The 21,691-nt window shown below is 70.9% G+C and carries 20 protein-coding genes; 17 read left to right on the plus strand and 3 right to left on the minus strand.

Translation table 11 applies throughout. The annotated features are described in order from the left end of the window. Positions 1-17: 17 nt before the first annotated feature. The 16 genes from ABT053_RS34670 (at position 18) to ABT053_RS34745 (ending at position 19,427) form a co-directional block, all read left to right on the plus strand. On the plus strand, positions 18-6,944 hold the full coding sequence (locus tag ABT053_RS34670) for a hypothetical protein (RefSeq protein ID WP_350974972.1): 6,927 nt from the start codon (positions 18-20) through the stop codon (positions 6,942-6,944). Between the two features lie 81 nt (positions 6,945-7,025). Beyond that, positions 7,026-7,313 (plus strand): hypothetical protein, encoded by a 288-nt coding sequence (locus ABT053_RS34675; protein WP_350974974.1) that lies wholly within the window; start codon positions 7,026-7,028, stop codon positions 7,311-7,313. Between the two features lie 281 nt (positions 7,314-7,594). After that, the gene (locus tag ABT053_RS34680; RefSeq protein ID WP_350974975.1) at positions 7,595-8,062 is read left to right on the plus strand and encodes an IPT/TIG domain-containing protein; all 468 of its coding nucleotides are present in this window, start codon (positions 7,595-7,597) and stop codon (positions 8,060-8,062) included. 133 nt (positions 8,063-8,195) lie between these two features. Then, the gene (locus ABT053_RS34685; protein WP_350974977.1) at positions 8,196-9,848 is read left to right on the plus strand and encodes a 2'-5' RNA ligase family protein; all 1,653 of its coding nucleotides are present in this window, start codon (positions 8,196-8,198) and stop codon (positions 9,846-9,848) included. After that, positions 9,845-10,297 (plus strand): XF1762 family protein, encoded by a 453-nt coding sequence (locus tag ABT053_RS34690; RefSeq protein ID WP_350974980.1) that lies wholly within the window; start codon positions 9,845-9,847, stop codon positions 10,295-10,297. Before ABT053_RS34685 ends, ABT053_RS34690 begins: the two co-directional genes overlap by 4 nt. A 291-nt stretch (positions 10,298-10,588) precedes the next feature. Then, positions 10,589-11,923, plus strand: a complete 1,335-nt coding sequence (locus ABT053_RS34695; RefSeq protein ID WP_350974981.1) for a phage major capsid protein — start codon at positions 10,589-10,591, stop codon at positions 11,921-11,923. 8 nt (positions 11,924-11,931) lie between these two features. Further along, positions 11,932-12,369: a thermonuclease family protein gene (locus ABT053_RS34700; protein WP_350974983.1), complete on the plus strand. Its 438-nt coding sequence runs from the start codon at positions 11,932-11,934 to the stop codon at positions 12,367-12,369. A gap of 57 nt (positions 12,370-12,426) precedes the next feature. Beyond that, the gene (locus ABT053_RS34705) at positions 12,427-13,146 is read left to right on the plus strand and encodes a helix-turn-helix domain-containing protein (RefSeq protein ID WP_350974985.1); all 720 of its coding nucleotides are present in this window, start codon (positions 12,427-12,429) and stop codon (positions 13,144-13,146) included. 13 nt (positions 13,147-13,159) lie between these two features. Continuing rightward, positions 13,160-13,597, plus strand: coding sequence for a hypothetical protein (locus ABT053_RS34710; protein ID WP_350974986.1), 438 nt, complete (start codon positions 13,160-13,162; stop codon positions 13,595-13,597). Continuing rightward, positions 13,584-13,976: a hypothetical protein gene (locus ABT053_RS34715; RefSeq protein ID WP_350974988.1), complete on the plus strand. Its 393-nt coding sequence runs from the start codon at positions 13,584-13,586 to the stop codon at positions 13,974-13,976. The genes ABT053_RS34710 and ABT053_RS34715 overlap by 14 nt, the downstream gene beginning before the upstream one ends. Before the next feature lie 338 nt (positions 13,977-14,314). Beyond that, positions 14,315-14,938 carry a helix-turn-helix domain-containing protein gene (locus ABT053_RS34720; RefSeq protein ID WP_350974990.1) on the plus strand — a complete coding sequence of 208 codons (624 nt, stop codon included), beginning with the start codon at positions 14,315-14,317 and terminating at the stop codon, positions 14,936-14,938. Between the two features lie 136 nt (positions 14,939-15,074). Continuing rightward, positions 15,075-15,539 carry a hypothetical protein gene (locus ABT053_RS34725; protein WP_350974991.1) on the plus strand — a complete coding sequence of 155 codons (465 nt, stop codon included), beginning with the start codon at positions 15,075-15,077 and terminating at the stop codon, positions 15,537-15,539. 285 nt (positions 15,540-15,824) lie between these two features. Next, the gene (locus tag ABT053_RS34730) at positions 15,825-16,433 is read left to right on the plus strand and encodes a hypothetical protein (protein WP_350974993.1); all 609 of its coding nucleotides are present in this window, start codon (positions 15,825-15,827) and stop codon (positions 16,431-16,433) included. Continuing rightward, the gene (locus ABT053_RS34735) at positions 16,421-16,756 is read left to right on the plus strand and encodes a hypothetical protein (RefSeq protein ID WP_350974994.1); all 336 of its coding nucleotides are present in this window, start codon (positions 16,421-16,423) and stop codon (positions 16,754-16,756) included. The genes ABT053_RS34730 and ABT053_RS34735 overlap by 13 nt, the downstream gene beginning before the upstream one ends. 303 nt (positions 16,757-17,059) lie before the next feature. Then, positions 17,060-18,505, plus strand: a complete 1,446-nt coding sequence (locus ABT053_RS34740) for a ParB N-terminal domain-containing protein (protein ID WP_350974995.1) — start codon at positions 17,060-17,062, stop codon at positions 18,503-18,505. Continuing rightward, a complete protein-coding gene (locus ABT053_RS34745) occupies positions 18,498-19,427 on the plus strand; it encodes a ParA family protein (RefSeq protein WP_350974997.1) in 930 nt (309 codons plus the stop codon). Before ABT053_RS34740 ends, ABT053_RS34745 begins: the two co-directional genes overlap by 8 nt. A gap of 136 nt (positions 19,428-19,563) precedes the next feature. Here the strand turns inward: ABT053_RS34745 and ABT053_RS34750 are convergent, their stop codons facing one another. Genes ABT053_RS34750 through ABT053_RS34760 form a run of 3 tightly spaced genes read right to left on the minus strand, consistent with a single transcriptional unit; the run spans position 19,564 to position 20,851 of the window. After that, complete coding sequence (locus ABT053_RS34750; RefSeq protein ID WP_350974998.1) at positions 19,564-19,983, minus strand: hypothetical protein; 420 nt, start codon at positions 19,981-19,983, stop codon at positions 19,564-19,566. After that, positions 19,983-20,225 (minus strand): hypothetical protein, encoded by a 243-nt coding sequence (locus ABT053_RS34755; RefSeq protein ID WP_350974999.1) that lies wholly within the window; start codon positions 20,223-20,225, stop codon positions 19,983-19,985. The genes ABT053_RS34750 and ABT053_RS34755 overlap by 1 nt, the downstream gene beginning before the upstream one ends. Positions 20,226-20,278: 53 nt before the next feature. Then, positions 20,279-20,851 carry a hypothetical protein gene (locus ABT053_RS34760; RefSeq protein WP_350975000.1) on the minus strand — a complete coding sequence of 191 codons (573 nt, stop codon included), beginning with the start codon at positions 20,849-20,851 and terminating at the stop codon, positions 20,279-20,281. Positions 20,852-20,928: 77 nt separating this feature from the next. Here ABT053_RS34760 and ABT053_RS34765 point away from each other — a divergent pair, with 77 nt between their 5' ends. After that, on the plus strand, positions 20,929-21,564 hold the full coding sequence (locus ABT053_RS34765) for a hypothetical protein (protein ID WP_350975002.1): 636 nt from the start codon (positions 20,929-20,931) through the stop codon (positions 21,562-21,564). Positions 21,565-21,691 lie beyond the last annotated feature (127 nt).

The following is a 21,691-nucleotide window of genomic DNA, read 5'->3' on the forward strand; positions in this document are numbered from 1 at the left end:
AATTTCCGGGGGCAGGGTTGAGCGACGACTGGGACACCGACGACTGGGACACCAAGGCACGGGGCGTTGTCGGGCGAGGGCGCTTCGACCCCAACCTGCACCCGCGTGACCGCAAGGGCCGGTTCATCGAATCCGGCGCGGTGGTCAAGATCTGGGGCGGCGCCCGAGGCGAGGTGATCAAGAACGTCGGCGCCGGGTACATGGAAGTTCGCATGCCGGATAAGTCCATCCGCCGCGTCCACCGCAACTACCTCGAGGTGCAGGCCCGGCCGGACGGATCCAAGCCGACCGGCGACGGTATCGGCTTGGGCCGCACCAAGCCCCAAGCCATGCAGGTCGAGCCCGTCGACGACGGCGTGCAGGACTTCACGCCCGACGCCGCAGCTGATCACCGGGTGTCGGTCAAGGACCTGCAGCCCGGCCAGGCCGTGCTCGTGTACGGCCGCGACAAGGACGGCCGCGCGGTGCGCCGGGTCGGCGTCGTCGGATCGGTCAAGACGCGCCCCAACGGCGACCACGTGGTCAACCTCGGCCCGGTCGTCGGCGACATCTACACCGACGACGAGGGCATGGCCCGCCCGATCCCCGCCGAGAAGCTCCAGGCGCTCATCGACGCGACCGGCAAGGGCGACGACCCCGAGGCGCAGAAGATCGCCAAGGACATCCAGGCCGAGATCCTCAGCGGCGACGACGACGAGTTCAACAACGGCTCCCCCGACGACGACCAGGGCGACACCGACACCGGCACGGAGACGGACGCCGAGCCCGCCGGCGACGAGCCGACCCCTGGCACGGACACCGACAAGCCCGGCGGCGAGGGCGGCACCTCCCCGGCCGGGGCGCCGATCACCGAGAAGACCGACAAGCCCCTCATCCCCAACAAGTGGGGCGCCGCATCCGCCCAGAACAACGAGGTCGTCTACCACGACGACGGCCACATCGGACAAGCCGTCAAGGAGCTGGGCGACGATGCCCGCCTGGACGTCGACGGTGAACCCCTGGCCAACGTCCTGGGGAAGCTGGCCACCGACGCGGTCGCCGGCCGCAGGTCCTCGCAGGAGGTCTTCGAGGAGATGAAGAAGCTCCGCGACCGGCTCCCGGACAACTCCGCGGCCCGCCGAGCCCTGGACAAGGCCATCGGGCGCCTGGATGCGCCCGACACCCCACTCCCGAAGGTGCCGGACGTCACCCCGCAGCCGCTGAAGCAACTGATCGCGGACCTGCACGCGGTGCCCCTGGTGCGCAGGGAACCCAACAAGGAGCTCGACGCCGCGCTCAACATCGCCGAGCAGTTCGCCGCTGGCAAGGTCAGCGGCATGCGCCTGCTCGCAGCGGTCCGGCGGCTGGGCAACCAGCGCCACGAGTCGCTCGAGGGAAAGTTCGAGATCGACCGCGCCGTCAACCGCGCCGACAAGGATCTGGAAGCCCTGAGGCGTTCTGACCGGGCCGCGCTGATCGCGCCCGAGCCCGGCACCGACACGACCGGTGGCGACGACCCGCCGGACCCGAAGCCGGACCCCGAGCCGGACCCCGAGCCCGAGCCCGAGCCCGAGCCGGACACCGGAACCGACACCGGCGCGGGCACCGAGACCGAGACCGGGACGGGCGGCGACGGCCAGGGCCGCGTGGTGCCCGGCATCAAGTGGGGCCACGCCTGGGAGGTCAACGGCACCCGCTCCAAGGTCAACTTCAAGACGCCCGACGAAGCGCAGCAGGCACTCGACCGCTACCGCAAGTACCGGGCCGACCCGCCGGACCGTGAAAGCGCCAGCGACGAAACGCCGCTTCCTGTGGGGACTGAGCGTCTCCAGACGGGCGACGTCATCGACGCCCCTACCTGGGACGTGTATGGCGGAATCGTCGAAAGCATCGACGACGCCATGCCCATCGGACGTGGCGGCACCATCTCGATGAGGCAGGTCACCGTCCGCACGCCGGACGGCAAGACCGTCCGCATCCTCCAACCGACCAACCGCCCCTTCGCCCGCTACCGGCCCGAGGACGCCCGCAAGCTCCGTGACGAGCTCCTCAAAGACGAGCGGGAGAAGGAGAAGGCGGATCTGGAGCGGATCCGCCGGGAGATCGAAGCCGAACGGCAGGCGAAACTCCTTGAGCAGCCGTGGCGGGGCGGGACCACCGAAGTCACCGAGGGTAACATCCGGCACGCCGCGAAGACCATCGGAGTGCCCGACTTCGCCGACGCAGCGGTGGCCAGCAACGTCGACAAGCCCGGCCTGGTGCATCGAAGCGCTGACGACCGGCGTAAGAAGCTGGAGCAGTACAGCGACGACGAGCTGCAGCAGCTGATGGTGGACCTGTCCGCCTTGGCCGACACGGTGCCGTCCCATACCGGCGAAAGGCTCACTGGGGCCGTGGCGGGCGGGCTGCTCGCGATGGACCACGAGATCGACCGGCGCGGCCTGACCCCGGATGCTGAATACCTGGCTGGGCGAGACATCGGCCGGCGAGTCCTCAACGGCGACGACAACGCCGACGCCGACGCATCGCCCCGGGCCCGCGAGGGCGCGGTCCGTTACCTGGAGAAGCACGCGGAGTCCCTCGATCGGGCGCCGGATGCCAAAGAGCGGGCCGACCAGGCGCGGCAACTGGCCAAGCGCGTACGCGACCCGGAGCCCGAGCCCGAGCCCGCTCCTGACCCCGAGCCCGAGCCCGAGCCCGCTCCTGACCCCGAGCCCGAGCCCGAGCCCGAGGGAGACACTCCCCCGCCCCCGGACTTCGAAGGAGACCGCAGCGGCGGCTACAAGCGGGCCGGGCAGATCCAGGTGGGCGACAGCGTGCTCCTGGGCGAGCGCGACGCCCTCGACAGCACGCCGCTCCTGGTCGAGTCCGTCACCGAACGCTGGGACGGCAAGCTGGAGTTGACCCTGCACACCGGGCAGGTGCTGGTCGTCGGCCGCAACGACTCGATCGCCGTCCCCAACAGCGACCTGGCCGCCCGCGACGTCGACGGCACCCGGTACGGCGTCACCACCCGAGCCGACCAGCTCGGTGAGGGCGACTGGGTGGAGCTGAGCACCGCCGACACCGAGCAGCTGCAGCAGGCCGGGCAGATGACCCGCACCGCCGAAGGAGTCGTCGTACGCGGCCGTGTGGCCGCCGCCCCGGGCGAGCAGGGGCGGGTGCGTCTGGCCGAGGTCACCGTGCACGACCCACGCACCGGCCGGCAGCTGGGCAGCGCCGACGACTTCGAGCTCAACCGGGGAGACCGGCCAGTGCGCCTCGACGCGGCGCCCACCGGTCAGGAGGCGCTGGGCCTCAACGGCGAAGCGATCCCCGACGACGCGACCTGGCGAAGCGTCGACCAGGTCGCGGTGGGCAGCCACGTCGTCATCCCGGTATGGGGCAGCGACGTCCCCGTCCTGGGGCTGGAGCCCACCGCCCGCGTCACCATCTCCGGCCGCCTGCGTGACCGTCAACGGGCGCCCATGCGCGCGGACGGCAGCACAGGCGGCCATGACCTGCTGCTGGAGGGCGCCACCTGGGTCGACCGTGACGGCCGCAGCGGCATCATGCCGGTGGGGCGGTGGACGCGCCTGACCCGTGACGGCCTGTACGCCTCCCCCGGCGAGGCCGACCCCGGGTGGGCCAAGACCCCGGGCGAGCAGCTCGCGGCCGGCGACCTGCTCCCCGAGGGCCGCATCGAGTCGATCACCCGGGCCGGAGGCTTCACCTTCGCCGTGGTGCGCGACGACGACGACCGCCGGACCGTGATCGCCGTGCCCGCCGAGGGCGGCGTCCACCGGATGGAGGCCAGCGGAGAGCAGCCGCCCACCCCGCTGGAGATCGGCACGGTCACCACCCTGGGGCTGGCGGTCGGTGACCGGATCCTGATGCGAACCCCCTCCGGGGAGTTCCAGCCGGCCACCGTGGAGGCCCTCGCCACGCGCGGGTCCGGCCGCACCGCCCGGACCCGGGTGAGCTTCCGCTACGACGACGGCACCCTCAAGGGGGTGAGCGCCCCGCCCGGCCAGGAGTTCCAGCGGCTCACCGGCCCGGACGCGGACCTGGTCGACCCGCCCGGCGGCGACACCACTGGCAGAGGCGACACCACCGGCGGTGAGGTGGACGTGCCTCGCCCTGGCCCGCTGCCGCGCGGCACCGCCACGGCCCGCCCCGTGCTGGCCACCTCCCAACGGGCGTTCGTCGTCGACCTCGGCTTCCACACCGGAGGGGACGCCGTCCTGGCCGAGGCCGCCGCGCGGCTTCAGCACCGGATGCCGCTCACCGCTGAGCACGCCGCCGCGCTCGCCGACGCGGTGCGCAAGGTGGCCGACTCCGGCGACGTCACCCCGGCGCGCGGCCGCGCCCTGCAGCGCGCCGCAGCCCGGTTCGACGCCGCGGCGGCCGAAGCCCGCGGGCTGCCCGCCCCCGACCCGCAGCCGGGCCGCGCTCTCCCGGAGAAGGCCGCCGCCGGCAACCTCACCGATGGCGACGTGGTCGCCCTGCCCGGCGCGGGAGGCAGCGCGCAGATCGTCACCGTCCGCTCCACCCGCGCCATCATGGGCGGCCGGGTGGTGGAGGTGGAGATCGAGCACGACGACGGCACCCGGGAGACCCGCGTGGTCACCGGCAAGACCGACGTGTGGCTGCTGCCCGACCTGCCCGACCCCACGCCGGTCCCCCGCCCAGCCGAGTACGAGCGCGAGCACGTCCACCCGTCCACGCTCCGTCCCGGCGACGTGATCGAGTACGACGGCAAAGCGCAGACGGTCCTCATGCTCGACGAGGGGCGCGGGATCACCGAGGCGCGGATCCAGGACGGTGACAACGAGCCCGAGTGGGTGTACCTGGAGCACGACGGAGGCGGCATGCCCACCGTGGTCCGGCGGACGCGCGGCACCGCCTCCGGCGACCAGCCCTGGGACGGGCTCTTGCCCAGCGACGACGGCACCCGCGTGGAGCCCTCCCAGGTCGTCGAGGACGACCTGATCCGCGTTGACTCCCCCGTGATCGGCCGAAGCTACACCGGCACCGTCACCCGGGTGACGCCCATCGTGGAAGGGCCGATCGGCAAACGCAAGCCGGTCGGCTATACCTACGAGCTTCGGGGCCTGGACGGCAAAAGCGACGTCGTCACCGTGATGGACGGCGACAACAGCACGGTGACGATGCTCGCCGATGGCAACTCCACCTACGTCCAGCAGATGGCCGCGGTCAAGCACCGCATCCTCAAGGCGGGCACGGCGCGACAGGTCGCCGAGGTGCTCTCCTACCTCGAAAGCGTCGCCTACGGAGTACACGCGGCCAACGGAGCTCCGAGGCGGCGCGACAAGATCGAGAACGTCATCGGGCGTATCGAGAGCCCGAACGCCTCCGCCCCGGAGTTCCTGCGGGAGCGTGGGAACGCTGTCCAAAAGCTCGCCGGTATCTTCGGCGTCGACGACCCGGAGACCTACCGGTCGGTGGAAAGGCGCCTGCTGCCCCTGTTCAACGACATCAACCTCCGAGCCCGTGATCGGGTGGTGGAGTCCCTGCGCAAGGCCTCCCCCGCGGAGGGCCGCAGCGAGGCCGAGACGTGGGAGGAGATCCTTCACCAATTTTGGTCGAACCCGCCGACCAGCAGAGACACCATGGCGACAGCGGCCGCCGCGCTCACCGACCTCGAAGAGGCCGCCTACTTCGGCAAGACAACCAGCAGCGTGGCAGCGCCGGCCGCACTGCCCGCAAAGGCCAAGCAGGGCGCTGCTCTGGCAGACCGGATGAACACCTACCGGGAGGCGCTGGGCGGCGGCAAGACGTTCGCCCATAGGCCCGTGCAGAAAACCACGTTCACCCCGGTCACCCTCCAAGACCTCGAATCCGGGCGCGTTCCCCAGACGCAAACCACGATGGAGACCGTCCGGGACGTAGCCGCAGACGGCGGACCCGGCGAACACGCCATGGCGCACCTGGCGCTGGTCCGCGCGGCCGGCGCTGAGCTCGACGCGGCCTACCAGGCCAAGTACAGCGTGGCAGAAGCCCGAGTCAAGGAGAGACAAGCTGCCCTGGATCAGCAGGAAAAGACTCTGGTCGAGGCGGAAGACAAATGGCATCGAGACCGCACCGCCCTGCGTAAAAGGGTCGGCAACAAGCTGGCCAAGGAACACGGATTTTCCAGCCGGCAGGACCTACACGACGCGGTCTCCGGGGCGAACCGCGCCGGAGATACCGCTGAAGCCATCAGGCTCGAAAACCTCTCGGAGAAAATCACCGAAGAAGTTGACGCTGTAGTCGATCGGAAATACCCCAAGCTGGACAAAACGCAAATGTGGAATATCACTTACGCCAGGAGCAACATCGACCGCGAACTCGGCCAGGCTCGCCGGGAGGCGGCGCTGGAGGTGCTGCGCGAGGTCCGCGCCGATGGGATCGGCGGAGTCCAAATCGACTGGGTGAACGACAAGACCGGCAAACACATGGAAGAAGACAGCGACCTGGTCAAGGGGATGCGCTTCGCCGAGCGGTCCTACCCCAAGAAGTGGCTGGAGCGGTTCCGCGAGCATGGCGGCCCTGACGGATGGAAGCTGAAGAAGGTACGCCGCGGCTTCTACTCCGACGCTGACAGGACGGTCGCACTGTCGACCGACAACATCATCAGGACGTCAAAAGGGGGTAACACCGACGCGGTGGCGGTGCACGAGATGGGGCACGGTATGGAGCGGGTCGTCGATGGCCTTGTCGACGCTCAATGGGCGTTTCTTTGGTCACGAACCTCGACCGGCGAGATCGGTTCCCGGCAGCGGGAAAAGCTCGTCAATATCTACTCGACCAACAAGGAGAGGGGATACCGTGACGATTTCCCCGAGCACTACACCGGTAAGGAATACGGCGACAACCGTCACTATGAGGTGTTCACCACCGGCGTCGAGAGCCTGCTGGCCGGAGAGAAATACCTGGATGACGACTTCCGGCAGTGGATGTTCGGAGTAATGGCTCTGCTGTAAGCAGGAGGCGGGGAACGCCTGACTACAGCCGGGCGTTCCCCCTCCATGACGCTTTTCGACCCATGACTTTGAGGTGAGGCCATGTTTGACGTATCGGGCTACATCGACGGGGTGGCCTACCAGCTGCGCCATGACCCCGGCAGCCAGCTCGGCGACACCAACCAGGGCAGCTCGCACGCGCTGGCGCTGATCAGCGTCAACGCCGGCCAGTCGTTCGGCGCAACGCCGACCGGCCCGTTCATGGTGCTTGATCCCGAGGACGGGGCGACGGTGCTGTGCGCCCTGTACGCGCTCACGCAGGTCGTCAACGTGAGGGGCGACGCGCCGGACATCCTGGACACCGACGCGCCGGCCGACGCCGTCTTCTGACTCCGTACGGGGCATCCTCCTAACTTTTCCTCCTCGAAGGACGAGAGTGAGGAGGATGCCCTCGAGCGGCGCTCTACCTGCCCGGCGCGACGTAAGCCCCGGAATCGGCCACTATCCGACCTCGTGAACCAAGGGGTGTGGTGGCGGGTCGGCCTGGCGGTCGGCATCCTCGCGGGACTGACGGGGCTTTCGGCGGTGTGCCGGATGCTGCCGCCTCCTCCGCCTGTGGTGTTCCAGCCGGCGCCCACCTCCCCCGGTCAAACCTTCGAGGGGGACAACCGATGACCCTGTACGCCAGCAACGGCACTCAGCTCACCAAGTCCGCGGCCGCGGCCAAGGTGGCGTCGGTGCCGGTCACCGATCCGATCGTCCGGGTGACCGAAAACCTGTACGTCGGCAAGCGGCACGACGGTACCCGCTTTCCTGAGGGGGGCCGGAGCCTGTTCGCCACTGCGGGTGAGCTGATCCCCCAGTCGCGGCTCGACGCGCAGTTCGTCGACGCGACCATCACCTCGGTGACCCCGGCCACGGGCCTGGCGGCCGGTAACACGCTGCTGACCATCAAGGGCACGAACTTCACGCCCGGCTCCGCGCCGGCGGTCGGCGGCACCGCGGCCACCAGCGTCACGGTGGTCGACGAGTTCACGATCACCTGCCGGAGCCCGGCCAAGACCGCCGGCGCCTACGCGGTGACGGTCACCACCGACGCGAACGTCGCGACGAAGGCGAACGCCTTCACCTACTCCTGATCCTGGCAGTCGTAAGCAGGGGCGCCCACCGTACGGTGGGCGCCCCTGCTTCGCCATGCCCGCCACCAGGACGTTAAGCGGCGTTTGAGGCAGTATCCGCGCCCGACTTGCATCTCATGGGCGGGGGCCTGCGATGAGCGTGACCATGGTGGACGGGCTGGAGCACAAGGCCATCTCGACGAGCGCCGCGTCTGCGGAGACGGTCGTCAGCGATGAGGACCTGGGCGTGGTGGAGGCCTATGTCTCGATCACCGGTGTGGTCGACAACGTGGGCGACCTGATCGTTCCGGGCGCGTACGCCCGGACGCTCGCCGTGCGCCGGCCCAAGGGCATAAAAAGCCACGACACCAAGATCTGGACGTCGCGCGCCGAGGTCATCGAGGAGCTTCTGCCGGGCGATCCTCGCCTGCCCTCGCACACCAAAGACGGCAAGCCGTGGCCACGCGCGGCGGGCGCCTTGTACGTCAGATGCCGCTACAACCTGGCTACCTCGCACGGCCGGGACGCGTTCGAGGACGTCAAGTTCTACGGCAAGGCGTGCGAGTGGTCGATCGGCTACCAGGTGCCGCGCGGCGGCTCCCGCAAGGACCCCAAGACCGGTGTCCGCTACATCAAGGACTTGGACCTGTGGGAGTACTCCCAGGTCCTTTGGGGGGCGGCGGGGGACACGATGACCCTGTCGGTGAAGTCCGGCCTCCCCGGCGAGGCGGACACCCCCAGCGAGTGGGACGACGATGACGACCTGCTCGCGCCGGCGTGGCAGGAGAAGGCCGCCACAGGCGGGGGCAGCGTGTGGGACGAGCTGCTGGACGCGGCGGCCGCCGACGACGGCCAGGGCGAGCTCGACGTCGACGACGCCCCCGGCGACGGCGGCGACGGCGGCGACGCTCCCAGCGAGGGGCCCAGCGCGATGATCGCCCTCACCATCCCCGCGGACGTCGCCGAGCAGCTCGCGCTGCCGGACGGGCACGCCCCCGAGGAGCTGCACATCACGCTCGCCTACCTCGGCCGGAACCTGGAGCCGGACGTGCTGGCGAAGGCGGCGGCGGTGGCCGAGCAGGTCGCCGCATCCCACGGCCCCCTGGACGGCACCCTCGGCGGGATCGGCGCGTTCCCTCCCGAAGAGGACGGGGTGCCGGTGTACGTCCCGGTGGACGTGCCCGGCCTGGAGGTGCTGCGCCAGCGGCTTGTTGAAGCCCTGGGCGAGGCGGGGGTGCCGTACTCGGCCACCCACGGCTTCACCCCGCACGTCACCCTCATCTACGCGGCGCCGGGCGAGGCGCTGCCCTCCCCCCTCTCCCCCGTCGACGTCGCGTTCGCCGCGGTGACGCTCACGGTCGCCGGCACCGGCCAGGACTTCGCCCTGACCGCCGACGCACCCCCCGAAGCAGCCGGGGCGGCGGCAGAGGCCAAGGCCTCCGGCCAGGCGGACGAGGACTGGGAGCTCAAGGCCGGGCGCGTGCTCAGCGACGCCAATGGCAAGAAGCTGCGCCAGGCCGTGGAGATCCTCCACGAGGTGCTGCTGTCGGCCGGCATCAGCCACGACCCCACGCCGGTGGAGCCACCCAAGCCGAGCGAGCCGGTGCTCGACAGCTACCCCTCGGTCATGCCGGACAGCACCGCGCCTTCGGCGCTGCCGATGGCCCTCAAGCAGCAGAACACGGCCGAGACCCCGGAAGCGGAGACGTCGAAGGTGGAGGTGGTGGAGGTCACCGAGGAGCAACAGGCCGCCGCCCTCGCCATCATCGAAGCCGCCCGGCAGATCGGCCGGGACAACGCCGCGTGAGCGACCTGCGGGTGGTGCCGGTGACGTTCGCCCAGGCGCGTGACTTCGTCGCCGACTGGCACCGCCACCACCGTCCGCCGCCCGGCCACAAGTACTCCCTGGGCGTCGCCTCCGGGGAGGTCCTGGTCGGGGCCGCGATCGTCGGCCGGCCGGTCGCCCGGCACCTGAACGACGGCGCCACGCTGGAGGTCACCCGGGTGGCCACCGATGGCACCGCGCACGCCTGCAGCATGTTGTACGGGGCCGCCTGGCGGGCGGCCAAGGCCCTCGGCTGGCGACGCATGATCACCTACAACCAGGACGGGGAGTCGGGGGCGTCGCTGCGCGCCGCCGGATGGCGGGTGCTGGCCGAGCGCCCGCCCCGGCCGGGCTGGTCGTGCCCGTCGAGGCCGCGCACCACCACCTCACCCGTGGGGGTGCGGCGCACCCTGTGGGGCCCTGACGGGTGAGGTGGCGGCAACACCCTGGGACCGCCACCCCTCGCGGTGACGGCCCCCGCTTCAGGGCGGCTACCGAGGGGCTTCGAGCGCCGCACGCGCCCCGCTACGGCGGCTGCGGGCTCCCGCCTCCGTAGATCGTTCCAGCCCCCCGAGATTGCTCACATTAACCACCTCGGCGCGACGTTAGCCGCCTTTCTCCCTAACTTGCCGCCCTGATCACGGGGGTCCCGGTGCTGACCGGGCGCGCGGATCGCACACCGAAGCGCATACAAAATCAGCACATACCGGGGGGTATGGCAGATGACTGCCACCGTTACCAACGCGCGTATCCGCGAACTCGAGGGTCACCTTCAGACCAAGTCCGCTGAGATCACGCGCCACCAGGACAACTTCAAGGACGAGTCGGGCAAGGGCCACTACGTCCTGAGCAAGGAGCAGCACGCCGACTATCTCAAGACCGTCGACGAGGCGGCCGAGATCCAGGCGCTCATCGTCACCGAGAAGAAGGCGCTCGGCGTCTTCGAGTACCTCGCCGCGCCGGCCTCCGTCCCGACCGCGGGTCTGCTCGCGGCCGAGCAGGGCCGCGGCGGCATGGAGCGCAAGAGCCTCGGCCAGGCCTACATCGAGTCCGAGGCGTTCCAGGCGATGCGTGAGGGCGGGTTCCGCGAGGTCCGCGGCGCCGCGACCTTCGAGCAAGGCCTGTACTCCTTCCAGGAGGTCAAGGACGTCTTCACGATGTCCGGCGGTACCCACACCACGCCGGCCTTCGGCCACGGCGAGAACGTGGGCCTGGCCGAGCGGCAGCGCCGCCCCAACCGGGTCCGGGACCTGTTCCCCGCCGAGCGCACCGAAGCGAACATTCTGTACGGAATCCGACAAACGGGATTTATCAACAACGCGGGCATGGTGCCCGAGCGGCGTGCCGCTGACGGCGTCAGCCCCCCGACCGGCGGCCCGACCGACGTGTACGGCCGGCTGCCCAAGTCGAGCATCCAGTTCACCCCGTACACCGCTCCCATCAGCGAGATCGGCCACTACGAGCAGGTCCACAAGAACACGCTCGCCGACGAGTCCCGCCTGCGCGGCATCCTCGAGCGCGACCTGATCGACGGCGTCAAGCTCAAGGAGGACGAGCAGCTCCTGTTCGGCGACGGCACCGGGGAGAACATCCGGGGCCTGACCCAGACCCCGGGCATCCAGCTCTACACCGGCCTGGCGGCCGACAAGCAGACCGCTCAGCTCCGCCGCGCCATGACCCGCGCGATCCTCGCGTACTACGACCCGACCGGCATCGTCATGCACCCGATCGACTTCGAGGGCATCGAGCTGGAGGAGGACAAGCAGGGCGCGTTCAGGGTCGCGGTGTCCGTGGCGATCGGCGCCGAGAAGCGCGTGTGGCGCCTGAACGTGATCGACACCCCGGCCATGCTCCAGGGCCAGTACCTGCTCGGCGCGTGGGGCTACGGCGCCAAGTTGTACGACCGTGAGTCCGTGACCGTGCAGGCCTCGACTGAGCACGCGACCGGCTTCACCGACGGCTACGTGACCATCAAGGCCTCCGAGCGGATCGGTCTGGCGGTGGACCGTCCCGAGTCGTTCGTCTACGGCACCTTCACCGCCTACACCGGCGCCTGATGGAGCCTGTGAGCAGCAGCGTGGAGGGCACGGCGGTGGCTTCGGTCGCCGCCGTGCCCGGCCACGTTCACACCCGCGGCTGCCGGTGCGTCAAGCCCAAGGCGGTCCCGCCGCCGGACCTGTACGTCTACCCCGCGACCGTCGCCAAGGTCGTCGACGGCGACACCCTCGACCTGCTGGTCGACGTCGGGTTCGGCATCACCACCAAGGGCCGGTTCCGGCTGTCGGCGGTGTGGGCCCCGGAGCTCGGCACGCCCGAGGGCGAGGCCGCGCGGGACTTCACCCAGGCGTGGGTGGAGCAGCAGGCCGGCCGGGTGCTGGTGCGGACCTTCAAGGACCGCCGGGAGCGCTACGGCCGCTACCTGGCGCGCGTGTTCACCGAGCCGGGGGCCGACCTCGGCGCGGCGCTGATCGACGCGGGGCACGCCACGGCGGAAGCGACCTGACCGGCTGACCGGGCGCTGCCGCGACGTTAACTCTGGAAGGTGCTACTCCTTCCGGCCATGACCGTGCTCACCGCCCCCCAGCGTTCAGAAGCCGCCCGCCGGTACGCAGAGGGCGCCTCCTTGCAGGAGCTCATCACCTCGTTCGGCTCCAGCTACAAGCACGTCCGCAACGCCATCATGGCCGAGGGCGTGCCGATCCGTCCCATGGGCGCCACCAGGCCGCGCCCCGCCCCGCCGAGCCCCGTCCCGCAGCGTCTGCCGCAGCTCGAACTGGAAGTTGCCACCAAGCTGTACAAGAGGGGCAAGACGGTGCGGCAAGTCGCTGCCCTGATCGGCTACAGCCGCAGCACCGTGCACAAGGCGTTGCGCGAGGCCGGTGTGAAGATGCGGCCCTTGTCCGCGTCTCGCGCGTCGCGCATCACCCCGGCCAAACGGCAGGCGATCCTGGCCGCCTGGGGTCAGGGCAAGAGCGCCAGCATGATCACCAAAGAGGTGGGCGCCGGGTGGTCCACGGTCATCAAGGTCCTGAAAGCCGAGAAACTGGACCCCTCCGCCCACGTCCACCGCCTGGACCACGACCGGATGCGGGCCCTGCGCGCGCAACGGTGGACGCTGGCGGCGATCGCGGCCGACCAAGGGACGCGCTACCAGTACGTATGGAACGTCCTGGACGGCCAACAGAAGTGCTGTTCGATCCCGGGGGCATGCCAGGCCCGGCTGAAGGACGGCCGACAACTGGCGCGGCTGGCGCGGCGCGACGTTAAGCCAAGCGGCTGATACCCCTTCCGCCATGACAGAGCAGACCTTCGGGGACCAGGACGCCGAGTACGCGCCGGCGGATGAGAACTTCCGCGAGATCAAGCCGATGTTCAGGGACTACCCGGTGCGTCGCTACGTCGTGCCGGCGCCGCGGGGTGTCTGCATCGACATCATCGCCTCCGCCAGGGAGCGGCCCCCGGCGGAGCGTGTCCAGGCGGAAACGCTTGCGATCCCTAAGGCGGTCGTGGTCGACGGCCAGCACTTCTACCTGCCCGCGGACTCCACGATCACGACGCGCTCCGGCGGCCACCAGGTCACGGAGGTCACGCTCACGATGATGGCCCGCCGGGTCCGGATGGGGTACGAGGACGAGCTGCAGGGCCCGCTCGGCAGGCCCGCCGGCGAGATCGAGCTCGCCGAGGACCAGGAGCAGGAGGAGGAGGTGGCGGGTGGCGGTGACCGCGACTGAGCGGCTGGAGACCGCAGGCAACGTGATCCGGCGGATTCACCGGTTCAGGGACGCCCTGGGATTCCAGGGCCTGAACCCGGCCGAGCTGCGGGCCGCGCTGATCATCACCGAGGAGGAGGCGCTGGGCATCTGCGAACACACGACGCGCTTCAACCGGGTCAACGTCATCGAGACGAGCATGAGCCCTGAGGGGTCGTTGCGGTTCGCCATCCGCGAGGCGATGCCGCCGGAACTGGCAATCCGGCCGGGCACGCTCTGGGGCAACATGTACGGCGTGGACCTGATCATCGCGGACGACCTGGCGGACGCAGGCGCCGACCAGGAGCGCCGGGACCAGCACCGCAACCACCGGCTCGGGATTGCGAGTGCGGGAAGGTAGGTTTTCCCGCATGACTTCCTCCCTCTCCCCCGAACCCTCCACCACGGCCTCGCAGCGTGAGCACGACTGGCGCCAGCCCGTCACGTTCCCGGTCACCTCGGAACAGGCCGCGCAGGTCGCCGTCGACGGCGGGCTCGAAATCCCCGCAGGGACAGAGCTGGCACTGGCCGGGGCTATGTACTGCGCTCGGTGCCGACGCTCCTACGATGAGGCTCAGTACGATCCCTGCACCGGCTGACCCAGAGGCGGCCCGGCCGAGCCCCACCTGTGTTCACGCAGGTGGGGCTTCGTTTTTGCGGAGGAGACCTTAACCGGCGGGTTTGGTACGGTCCGCCGCTATGAGGACCCCACTCGCCCCTGGCGACCACAAGGTGGCCGCTGCCCTGTACGCCCGCGGTGCGACGCTCGCCCTGGTCGCCCGCCAGCTCCGCGTGTCCATTCCCGAGGCTCGGGCCGCGATCGTGGGCCAAGGCGTGCAGATCCGCCCGCCCGGCAACCAGCCCCGAACGTTCAACCTGGAGGTCGCGAAAGCCCGGTACGCGGCCGGGTGGACGCTCCGGGAGCTCGCGGCCGGGACGGGCCTGTCCGCCAGCCGCGTGCACATCCTGCTGCGCGACGCCGGAGTGAAGATGCGTGACCAGCGCGCCAAGCGGGCCCCGCGGCTGACCGTGGCCAGGCGGGAGGCGATCGTCACCGCTTACAAGGCGGGCGGCTCCACCGCGGCGGTGGCGCGCGACCTCCAGACGTGCTCGGCGACGGTGTCGCGGGTGGTGAAGGACGCCCGGGTGCAGGTGCGGGGCGGGCGCCGCCTGGACTGGGCGCGGATGCGCGAACTGCGCGACCTCGGGTGGACCTACAGCGCGATCGGCGCCGAGCTCGGCACGCGCGGCAGCTACGTGTGGCGGGTCCTGAACGCCGGCCAGGAGGGCGCCCAGGCGCCGGTCATGGCCGATGCGACGTAAGCCGCCCTTTCTGCTTTGCTCCTCCGCGACACACCGCCGGGGATGAGCACAGGGGGAGACGGCAGTGGCAGGACCGACGCGTAAACCACGAGCCGCGGCTGAGGCCCCGGCGCCGACCGTCGCGGAGACTGAGCCGGTGCCGGCCGCTGCGGTGACCGAGGCGCAGAGCGCGCCGGTTGCCACGGAGCCCGTTTCGACCGTGCCGGCCGAGGTCGCGCCGGACGTCGACCAGGGGGCCGCGCCGACCGACCCGCCGGTGTCCGCCTCCTCTCCGCTGACTCCTCCGGCCCGTCCGGAGCCGCCGGTTCCAGACCCTGGCCCGGCGCCGGAGATCCGCAGCCTGCCCACGCCCGGCTCGGTGATCGTGGACCTGCGCTGGCCCGGCGGCATCCCGGCCGACCCCGAGCAGCTGTTCGATGACCCGGGCCCGCACATGACGACGGTGACGGTCTCCCAGACGATCATCCGCCTGCAGTACCTGCCGGGCGCCACGACGCCGGACGAGCAGCTGCTGTACCCGGCGGGCTGGCCGCTGGAGCGGGCCCACGCCGCCAAGCTGCGCGCAGATCTCGAAGAGGTCCGCGCCCAGGCGGCCGACTGAATTTCCATAGACTCGCGCGCCGCTCCTGTCGCCTGACGGGGGCCGTGGCCACCCCGAGGCCGGGGTGTTGTCAGTGGGGGGAGCACCCCGGCTGGGATGGCCACGAAGGCACAGATGCCAGGGGCGGCGCGCGGAAAGCCCCGGGGGGCTTGAGCAGGCGGGCTCACAATGCCCGGCCCAGGAGTGCGGCATGACGCGGGGGCCCAGGCCCGCACTCCCGGGAGCCGTAACGGCCGCCTGGCTCAAGCCCCCCGGTTCTCGTTTCCCCTTCGGTCGTGGGAGGTCATGGTGCTGGTGACGGCGGAGCAGGTCGCGGTCCGCGCGGGCCTGACGGAGGCGCTGAACGCGAGCGCCCGCACAGCGATCGAGGAAGCCCTCAACGACGCCTACGCCGAGGCGGCGTCCTACCTGTCCCGCTCCCCCGTCCCGGAGACGTTCACCGAGCGTGGGGTGCGGGTCGGAGCGGACGGCACCTACCTGCTGGCCGAAGACCCGGTGATCGAAGTGCTGGAGGCCGAGGCGGAGAACACCGTGGCGCCGTCCCCGATGGGGTGGACGTACGCCACCTACCGGGTGACCTACCGGGCGGGCCTGGACCCGGACACCGACCCGGTGTACCGGCGAGCCCTGGCCCGGTACGTCGCGTGGGCGGCCGCGGGCAACCCGATGGTGCGGCGCCTGGCCCAGGGCGTGACCGGCGCCCGGCTGATCAAGAGCGTGAACGTTCCCGGCCAGGGCGTGACGTACGAGGAGGCCGGCGGGGCGCCCGGGTCGAAGACGGCCGGCGCGACCCCGACGCTCGAGGACCTCGACGGCTGGCGGCGCCTGGTCGTCTCCCAGCGGGCCGGGATGGCGCCGCACCCGCTGCAGACGGGGCAGATATGGCAGTTGTAGCGGCCAACATCCCGCTGGGCGCCCGCCACCGCACCCAGGGCGTGGACGGGCACGGCACCCCGACCGCCGGGACGCTGGGACCGCTGGAAGGCCCATGGCCCGGCCGTATCGTCTCCCGGCCCGCCGTGGACGGCGACCTGGAGACCGGGCCCGGGGTGTGGGAGCTGGCGGTGGACGAGGCGACGTGGCCGCTGGCGGCCGGCGACGAGATCGTCGAGCCGGGCGGCCGCGCCTGGACGGTCGTCAAGGCCGAGCACTACCCGTCCGACTTCGACGCGTCGATCTCCTACGTCAGCGTCGAGGGAGTCCTGGTCGAGGACTGAGGGGCCCTCCCCCGCAGATGTTCGGCTGCCCGGCCGATAGCCCGGCGGCACAGGGGCGGAGCCGTTTCGTCGGCGAAACGGTGAGCGTCGGATGCGTGTCGGATGAGCGCCACTCCTCCCTAACGCATCTCCGGGGCTGCCATCATCGGTTTCGTACCGCAGCCCCAGGACGAAAGTTGTTCCTCATGACCCTCACATGTCCCCGCGGCGCCCGGACAGGCGCCACCCCTGCCTCCCCTGACCGTTTCGCCGGCGAAACGCTGAGCGCCCCGGCCGCCCTTCTCCCCCGCCTGGAGGTCACCGATGCCGATCGGTAGGCCCGGTTCCCCGAGCCGGGACCGTACTGCCGCCAGCCCGCAGGCGAACAAGGCGTTGGGTATCAACGCCTCGCTGGTCACCGCGGACGGGTCCCGGTTCCCCGCCAAGCTCAGCGAGATCGCGCCGAGCCCGCGCAACGTCCGCGAGAAGTGGGAGTGGGAGGAGACGGAGTTCCAGGAGTTCGCCGCGAACCTCAAGGAGGTCGGGCAGGTCCAAGACGGCGTGGTCGCCTCCGTCGAGGTGTACCTCGGGAAGTGGCCAGGCGACGCGGGCGCGTTCGGCCCGGAGACCCGGTGGGTGCTGATCGCAGGAGAGCGGCGCTTCCGCGCGGCCGTCGCCAACGGCGACGAGGACATGCCCGTCGTCCTGCGCAACGAGATGGTCCTCAAGGGCGACCGTGCGCTGCTGTCGGAGAACCAGTGGCGGCGCAGTTTCAGCCCCCTCCAGGAAGGACAGCTCTACGCGCGGATCCGCGCAGAGGAGGGGCTGTCGTACGCGCAGATCGCCGCCGAGCTCGGCCGGTCGAACCCTGGCGCGACCAAGGCGGAGATCTCCAAGCGGGTCCGCCTGTATGAGGACTTCCCCGAAGGGGAGGCCCGGCGGGACATCCACCGCGGCCGGCTCGGCGTGGAGCCCGCCTACCACCTGCTGACGCAGCTCGGCGATCCGCAGATGATCGAGCAGGCGTACGCGCTGATGGGCGCCGAAGGGCTCACGGCCCGCCGCGCGGTCGAGCGCCTCACCGGGACAGGGGGCGTTTCGTCGGCGAAACGCTCACCGGAGCCTGCGGCGGATCCGGGCAGCACCCCCGAGACGGCGGAGGGCGTTTCGTCGGCGAAACGGTCCGAAGCCGAGGACCCCACCGCAGGAGAGCCGACTGTTTCGTCGGCGAAACGGTCGCCGGAGCCTGCGGCGGATCCGGGCAGCGGCCCGCAGGGAAGCGTGGCCGCGGAACCGGGCAGCACCCCCGAGACGGCGGAGGGCGTTTCGCCGGCGAAACGCCGCCGGAGCAATCACGAGACCGTCGCCCGTCTCAAGGCAGGGCAGCGGCTCCTGACAGCGCGCGTGTACAAAACCCCCGACGACGTCACGCTGCGCCTGGCGCAGACGCTGATCGTGGACGCGAACAAGCAATACCTGTCCGTCGCCGCCACCCTCCTCGGGTTCGACGCTGAGGACCAGCAGCTCGCCAGCGGGCCCCGGCCTGCTTTCCTCGCCTACCTGTCGGCGTCCGAGGACGACACGTTCCTGGTGCGCGTAGCCGACGCCGTCGCCCTGGCGGCCGTGGAGCTCGACTACCGCGACGCCGATTCGCGGGCGTGGGACGAGCGCCACGCCGACTACCTCCGGCAGCTCCAGGAGCACGCCGACTACCAGCCCACCACCGCCGAAACAGAGTTCCTCTCCTCCCCCGGAGTACGTCATGAGTAGCAGGAGATACCCCAACGGCCCTCTGGTCATCGGGTGGGCGAACGAGGGCGGCGGGACCCGCAAGACCAGTGACACGGTCAACACGGCGGTCGCTCTGGCCCGCATGGGATACGAGGTCGCCGTGCTGGACGCCGACCAGACGATGGCGGCCTCCGGCTACCTCGGGTACGGCGTCACGAAGAAGAAGGACAACCCCGAGCGGGCCGCCGAGGTCTACACGCGTCTGGCGACGATGACGAGTGTCTACCAGGTGCTGCTGGGGGACGCGAAGCTGCTGGAGGCAATGGTCCCGGCGCGGACCCGGATCGACAACGGCGCCGAGGTGCTCGGCGACGACGACGACTCCTTCGCGATCATCCCGAACCTTCGGCTGGTGCTCGGCTCCCGGGAGATGGCCCAAGCCTCCGAAGACCTTCGGTCGGTGCGTAAACCGCTGGCGAACAATGACTGGCTGAGGCGCGCGGTCTACGAGCTGCCGCCCGGGGAGCTCGACATCTTGTGCGTCGATTTCCGGGGCACCTTCGACACGCTCGAAAATACGCTCCTGGCCGCCTGCGACTACGTGATCGGCGCGGTGAAGCCCGACGTCAAGGACGAGGACACGCTGGAGCTGCTGCGCGCGGTCATCGCGGGCGCGCAGGAGGCGTTCAAGTTCAGTGGCGGCGCCGCGGACATGCGGCACATCATGATCAACGGTGTGATGCCGAAGAACCGGGGCCGGTACTACGAGGACATCGTCACCGGCCTGGAGGACTACTACGGCGACATGGTCCTGCCGATGATCAGCGAGAACGTGAACGTCGCCTCCAGCGTCGAGGCCCAAGAACCCGTTCACTTCTGGCTCGGCCCGGAGTCCAAGCCCGCCAAGGAGTTCGACGCAGCCGCCAGAGCGCTGGACATGCTGCCGGCGCTGAATCGCTAGACGGGGGTGGTGATCTTCGGGGGCGTTTCGTCGGCGAAACGCCCCCGAACCGTTTCGCCGACGAAACGGTGCCTGCCCCTGCGGCCGGTGCCGTACGGCCCCCCGTGAGCATTCCAGCCGCGCCGAGGGCACCCTCTCAGGCGTGGCAGACGATCTCCACGACGGACGCCCACCGCGGCCGGCCATCCGCCTCAGGGGAGGGCCCGCCGCCGACGCGGGAGAAGACGTCGTTGATGACGACCCCGCCCGGCGGGGTGGGCTGCTTGGGCAGCTCGGCGAGCTCGCTGACCGCGACGTACAGGATGTGGCGCAGCTGCTCCTCGCCGACCGGCGCCTCCACCGAGTCCAGGGCTTCCAGCCGCAGCCAGACCCGGGACACCCCGGTGGTCAGGTCGTCGGATCCGCCCGGGGTGGCCCGTACCCGCAGCCGCGGGTACGGAGGGATGTGCTTGGCGCCGACCCGGCCCGTTCCACCCAGTGCGCTCGCCAGGACGGTGCTGGCGTTCAGGCGGGCCAGAGCGGTCGGGATCGGGTCGGCGCCGACGATGCGGTTCATCAGGCCTTGGGAACGGCCGGGGTCTTGGCCTTGACGGTGGTGAGCGCGGTGTGCACGGTCGCGATCTTGTTGGGGTCGGCGCCCTTGACGTAGCCGACCGCGACCAGGCGCATCGCGTCGCGGCGCAGCATGGTCACCTGCTCGCCTACGGCGTGGGTGCGGGCCTCCAGGCCGAGCTCCTCGCTGTCCTTGGTGCCGAGCGGGTTGGCCAGGGTGAAAGAGACGTAGTCGCCGGTGGACATGGGTTCCCCTCGTTGGATGCGTGTTTGCGGGGACATGGTGGCGGTTTGCCGAGTTAACGTCCCGTCGACCGCCCCCGGGCGCGAGCGGCGGCGGCGCGGACGGCGCCGGCGGCCCAGCCGCCGCCTCGGTCGGCGAGCTCGGACTCGGCCACCCGGGGGAAGGTCACCCGGGTACGGGCAGTGACCCGGGTACCGGTCACCTTGGCCGCGGTGGTGGCCACGGTCGCGGCGATCGCGCCGGGCGCGGGCATGCTCTTGCACCGGCAGTCGGCGGCCTGGTGCTCGGGCAGGTCGGGGTCGCGGGGCCGGTCGGCGAGGTCCCAGCCGCCGGGGACGCGCTTCCAGCCCCCTGCCGCATTGACCGCCTTACCGTCCGCCCCCCGCCCCTTGCGGACGTAGACCATGCGGTCCAGCCGGTAGGGCACGTTGGCGGGGACGGCCTGGGTGTGCGCGGCGGCGTGGGAGGGGCGGGCGCCGGGCTGGGCGTGCCAGGTCTTGCCGTCCGGCGCGTCCTGGCGGGTCTGGTCGGCGAGGTCGTCGTTGACGGCGTCGACCACGCGCGCCACCTTTGCGGCGATCTGCTTGGCCAGGCTGGAGCGGATACGGGATCGAGATCGGGTCGCCATGACCGGGCACGGTAGCCCGGCGGCCGGTTTGCGTCCCGGCGCGACGTTAGCTCCGGTTTACGGCATGGTCCGCACCCGTGGACACCGATTCGCGGCGCAGCCCCGTTGATGGGGAGCTGATCAAACGCCTGTACCTCGAGGGCCTGTCGGTCCGGCAGATCGCTGCCCAGACTCCATGGGGTCCGGGCGCGGTGCACAAGTCGCTGATCCGCGAACGGGTGCCCCGGCGGCTGGGGCGCGGGGGCGGGCAGCGCATCCCGGCGGCGGTGCGCCAGCAGGTGCTGCAGGCGTACAAGGAGGGGGAGCTGGTGGCCGACATCGCGACCCGCCTGAAAGTGTCGCGGCAATCGGTGTCGCTGATCGCGATGGACGCCGGGCTGGCCTCACGGCCGCGGGGCGGGCGCCGGGAGCTGGACGTGTGGCAGGTCGCGGTGCTGGCCTCCCAGGAGATGAGCGTCACGCAGGTCGCCGAGCAGGTGGGGTTCTCGCATGGGCATGTGCGCCGGGAGATGCGCCAGCTCGGGTTCGTCCGCGAGGAGCTGCCGGAGCTGCCCGCCGCCGAGGAGCTGCGGGCCATGTTCGCGCGGGTCGGTTCGGTGCGGGGGGTGGCCCGGGAGTTGGGCTGCTCGGCCGACCGGGCGAAGGGCGCGCTGGAGCGGGCGGGAGTTCAGGTACCGACGAGGGCCCGCAGGGAGGTGAATCTCGCCGCGTAGGGCCGGACATCACGAAGGGGGGGCCCCCCGGCCGCCGGGGGCGCGTGGGGGTTTTTTGGGGGGGGGAGTGCACGCCGCGGGCGGGGGGCGCGGGGAGCAGGGCGGGGGGTTTGAACCGGGGGGGGGT

Source organism: Streptosporangium sp. NPDC002524 (assembly GCF_040295985.1).
Taxonomy (GTDB): Bacteria; Actinomycetota; Actinomycetes; order Streptosporangiales; family Streptosporangiaceae; genus Streptosporangium.

Bases quoted from the DNA above. Each gene is read 5' to 3' on its own strand.
- ABT053_RS34710 (WP_350974986.1), top strand. From the start codon at position 13,160: ATGACAGAGCAGACCTTCGGGGACCAGGACGCCGAGTACGCGCCGGCG.
- ABT053_RS34720 (WP_350974990.1), top strand. From the start codon at position 14,315: ATGAGGACCCCACTCGCCCCTGGCGACCACAAGGTGGCCGCTGCCCTG.
- ABT053_RS34730 (WP_350974993.1), top strand. From the start codon at position 15,825: ATGGTGCTGGTGACGGCGGAGCAGGTCGCGGTCCGCGCGGGCCTGACG.
- ABT053_RS34750 (WP_350974998.1), bottom strand. From the start codon at position 19,983: ATGAACCGCATCGTCGGCGCCGACCCGATCCCGACCGCTCTGGCCCGC.
- ABT053_RS34705 (WP_350974985.1), top strand. From the start codon at position 12,427: ATGACCGTGCTCACCGCCCCCCAGCGTTCAGAAGCCGCCCGCCGGTAC.
- ABT053_RS34695 (WP_350974981.1), top strand. From the start codon at position 10,589: ATGACTGCCACCGTTACCAACGCGCGTATCCGCGAACTCGAGGGTCAC.
- ABT053_RS34760 (WP_350975000.1), bottom strand. From the start codon at position 20,851: ATGGCGACCCGATCTCGATCCCGTATCCGCTCCAGCCTGGCCAAGCAG.
- ABT053_RS34675 (WP_350974974.1), top strand. From the start codon at position 7,026: ATGTTTGACGTATCGGGCTACATCGACGGGGTGGCCTACCAGCTGCGC.
- ABT053_RS34740 (WP_350974995.1), top strand. From the start codon at position 17,060: ATGCCGATCGGTAGGCCCGGTTCCCCGAGCCGGGACCGTACTGCCGCC.
- ABT053_RS34685 (WP_350974977.1), top strand. From the start codon at position 8,196: ATGAGCGTGACCATGGTGGACGGGCTGGAGCACAAGGCCATCTCGACG.
- ABT053_RS34680 (WP_350974975.1), top strand. From the start codon at position 7,595: ATGACCCTGTACGCCAGCAACGGCACTCAGCTCACCAAGTCCGCGGCC.
- ABT053_RS34745 (WP_350974997.1), top strand. From the start codon at position 18,498: ATGAGTAGCAGGAGATACCCCAACGGCCCTCTGGTCATCGGGTGGGCG.
- ABT053_RS34735 (WP_350974994.1), top strand. From the start codon at position 16,421: ATGGCAGTTGTAGCGGCCAACATCCCGCTGGGCGCCCGCCACCGCACC.
- ABT053_RS34755 (WP_350974999.1), bottom strand. From the start codon at position 20,225: ATGTCCACCGGCGACTACGTCTCTTTCACCCTGGCCAACCCGCTCGGC.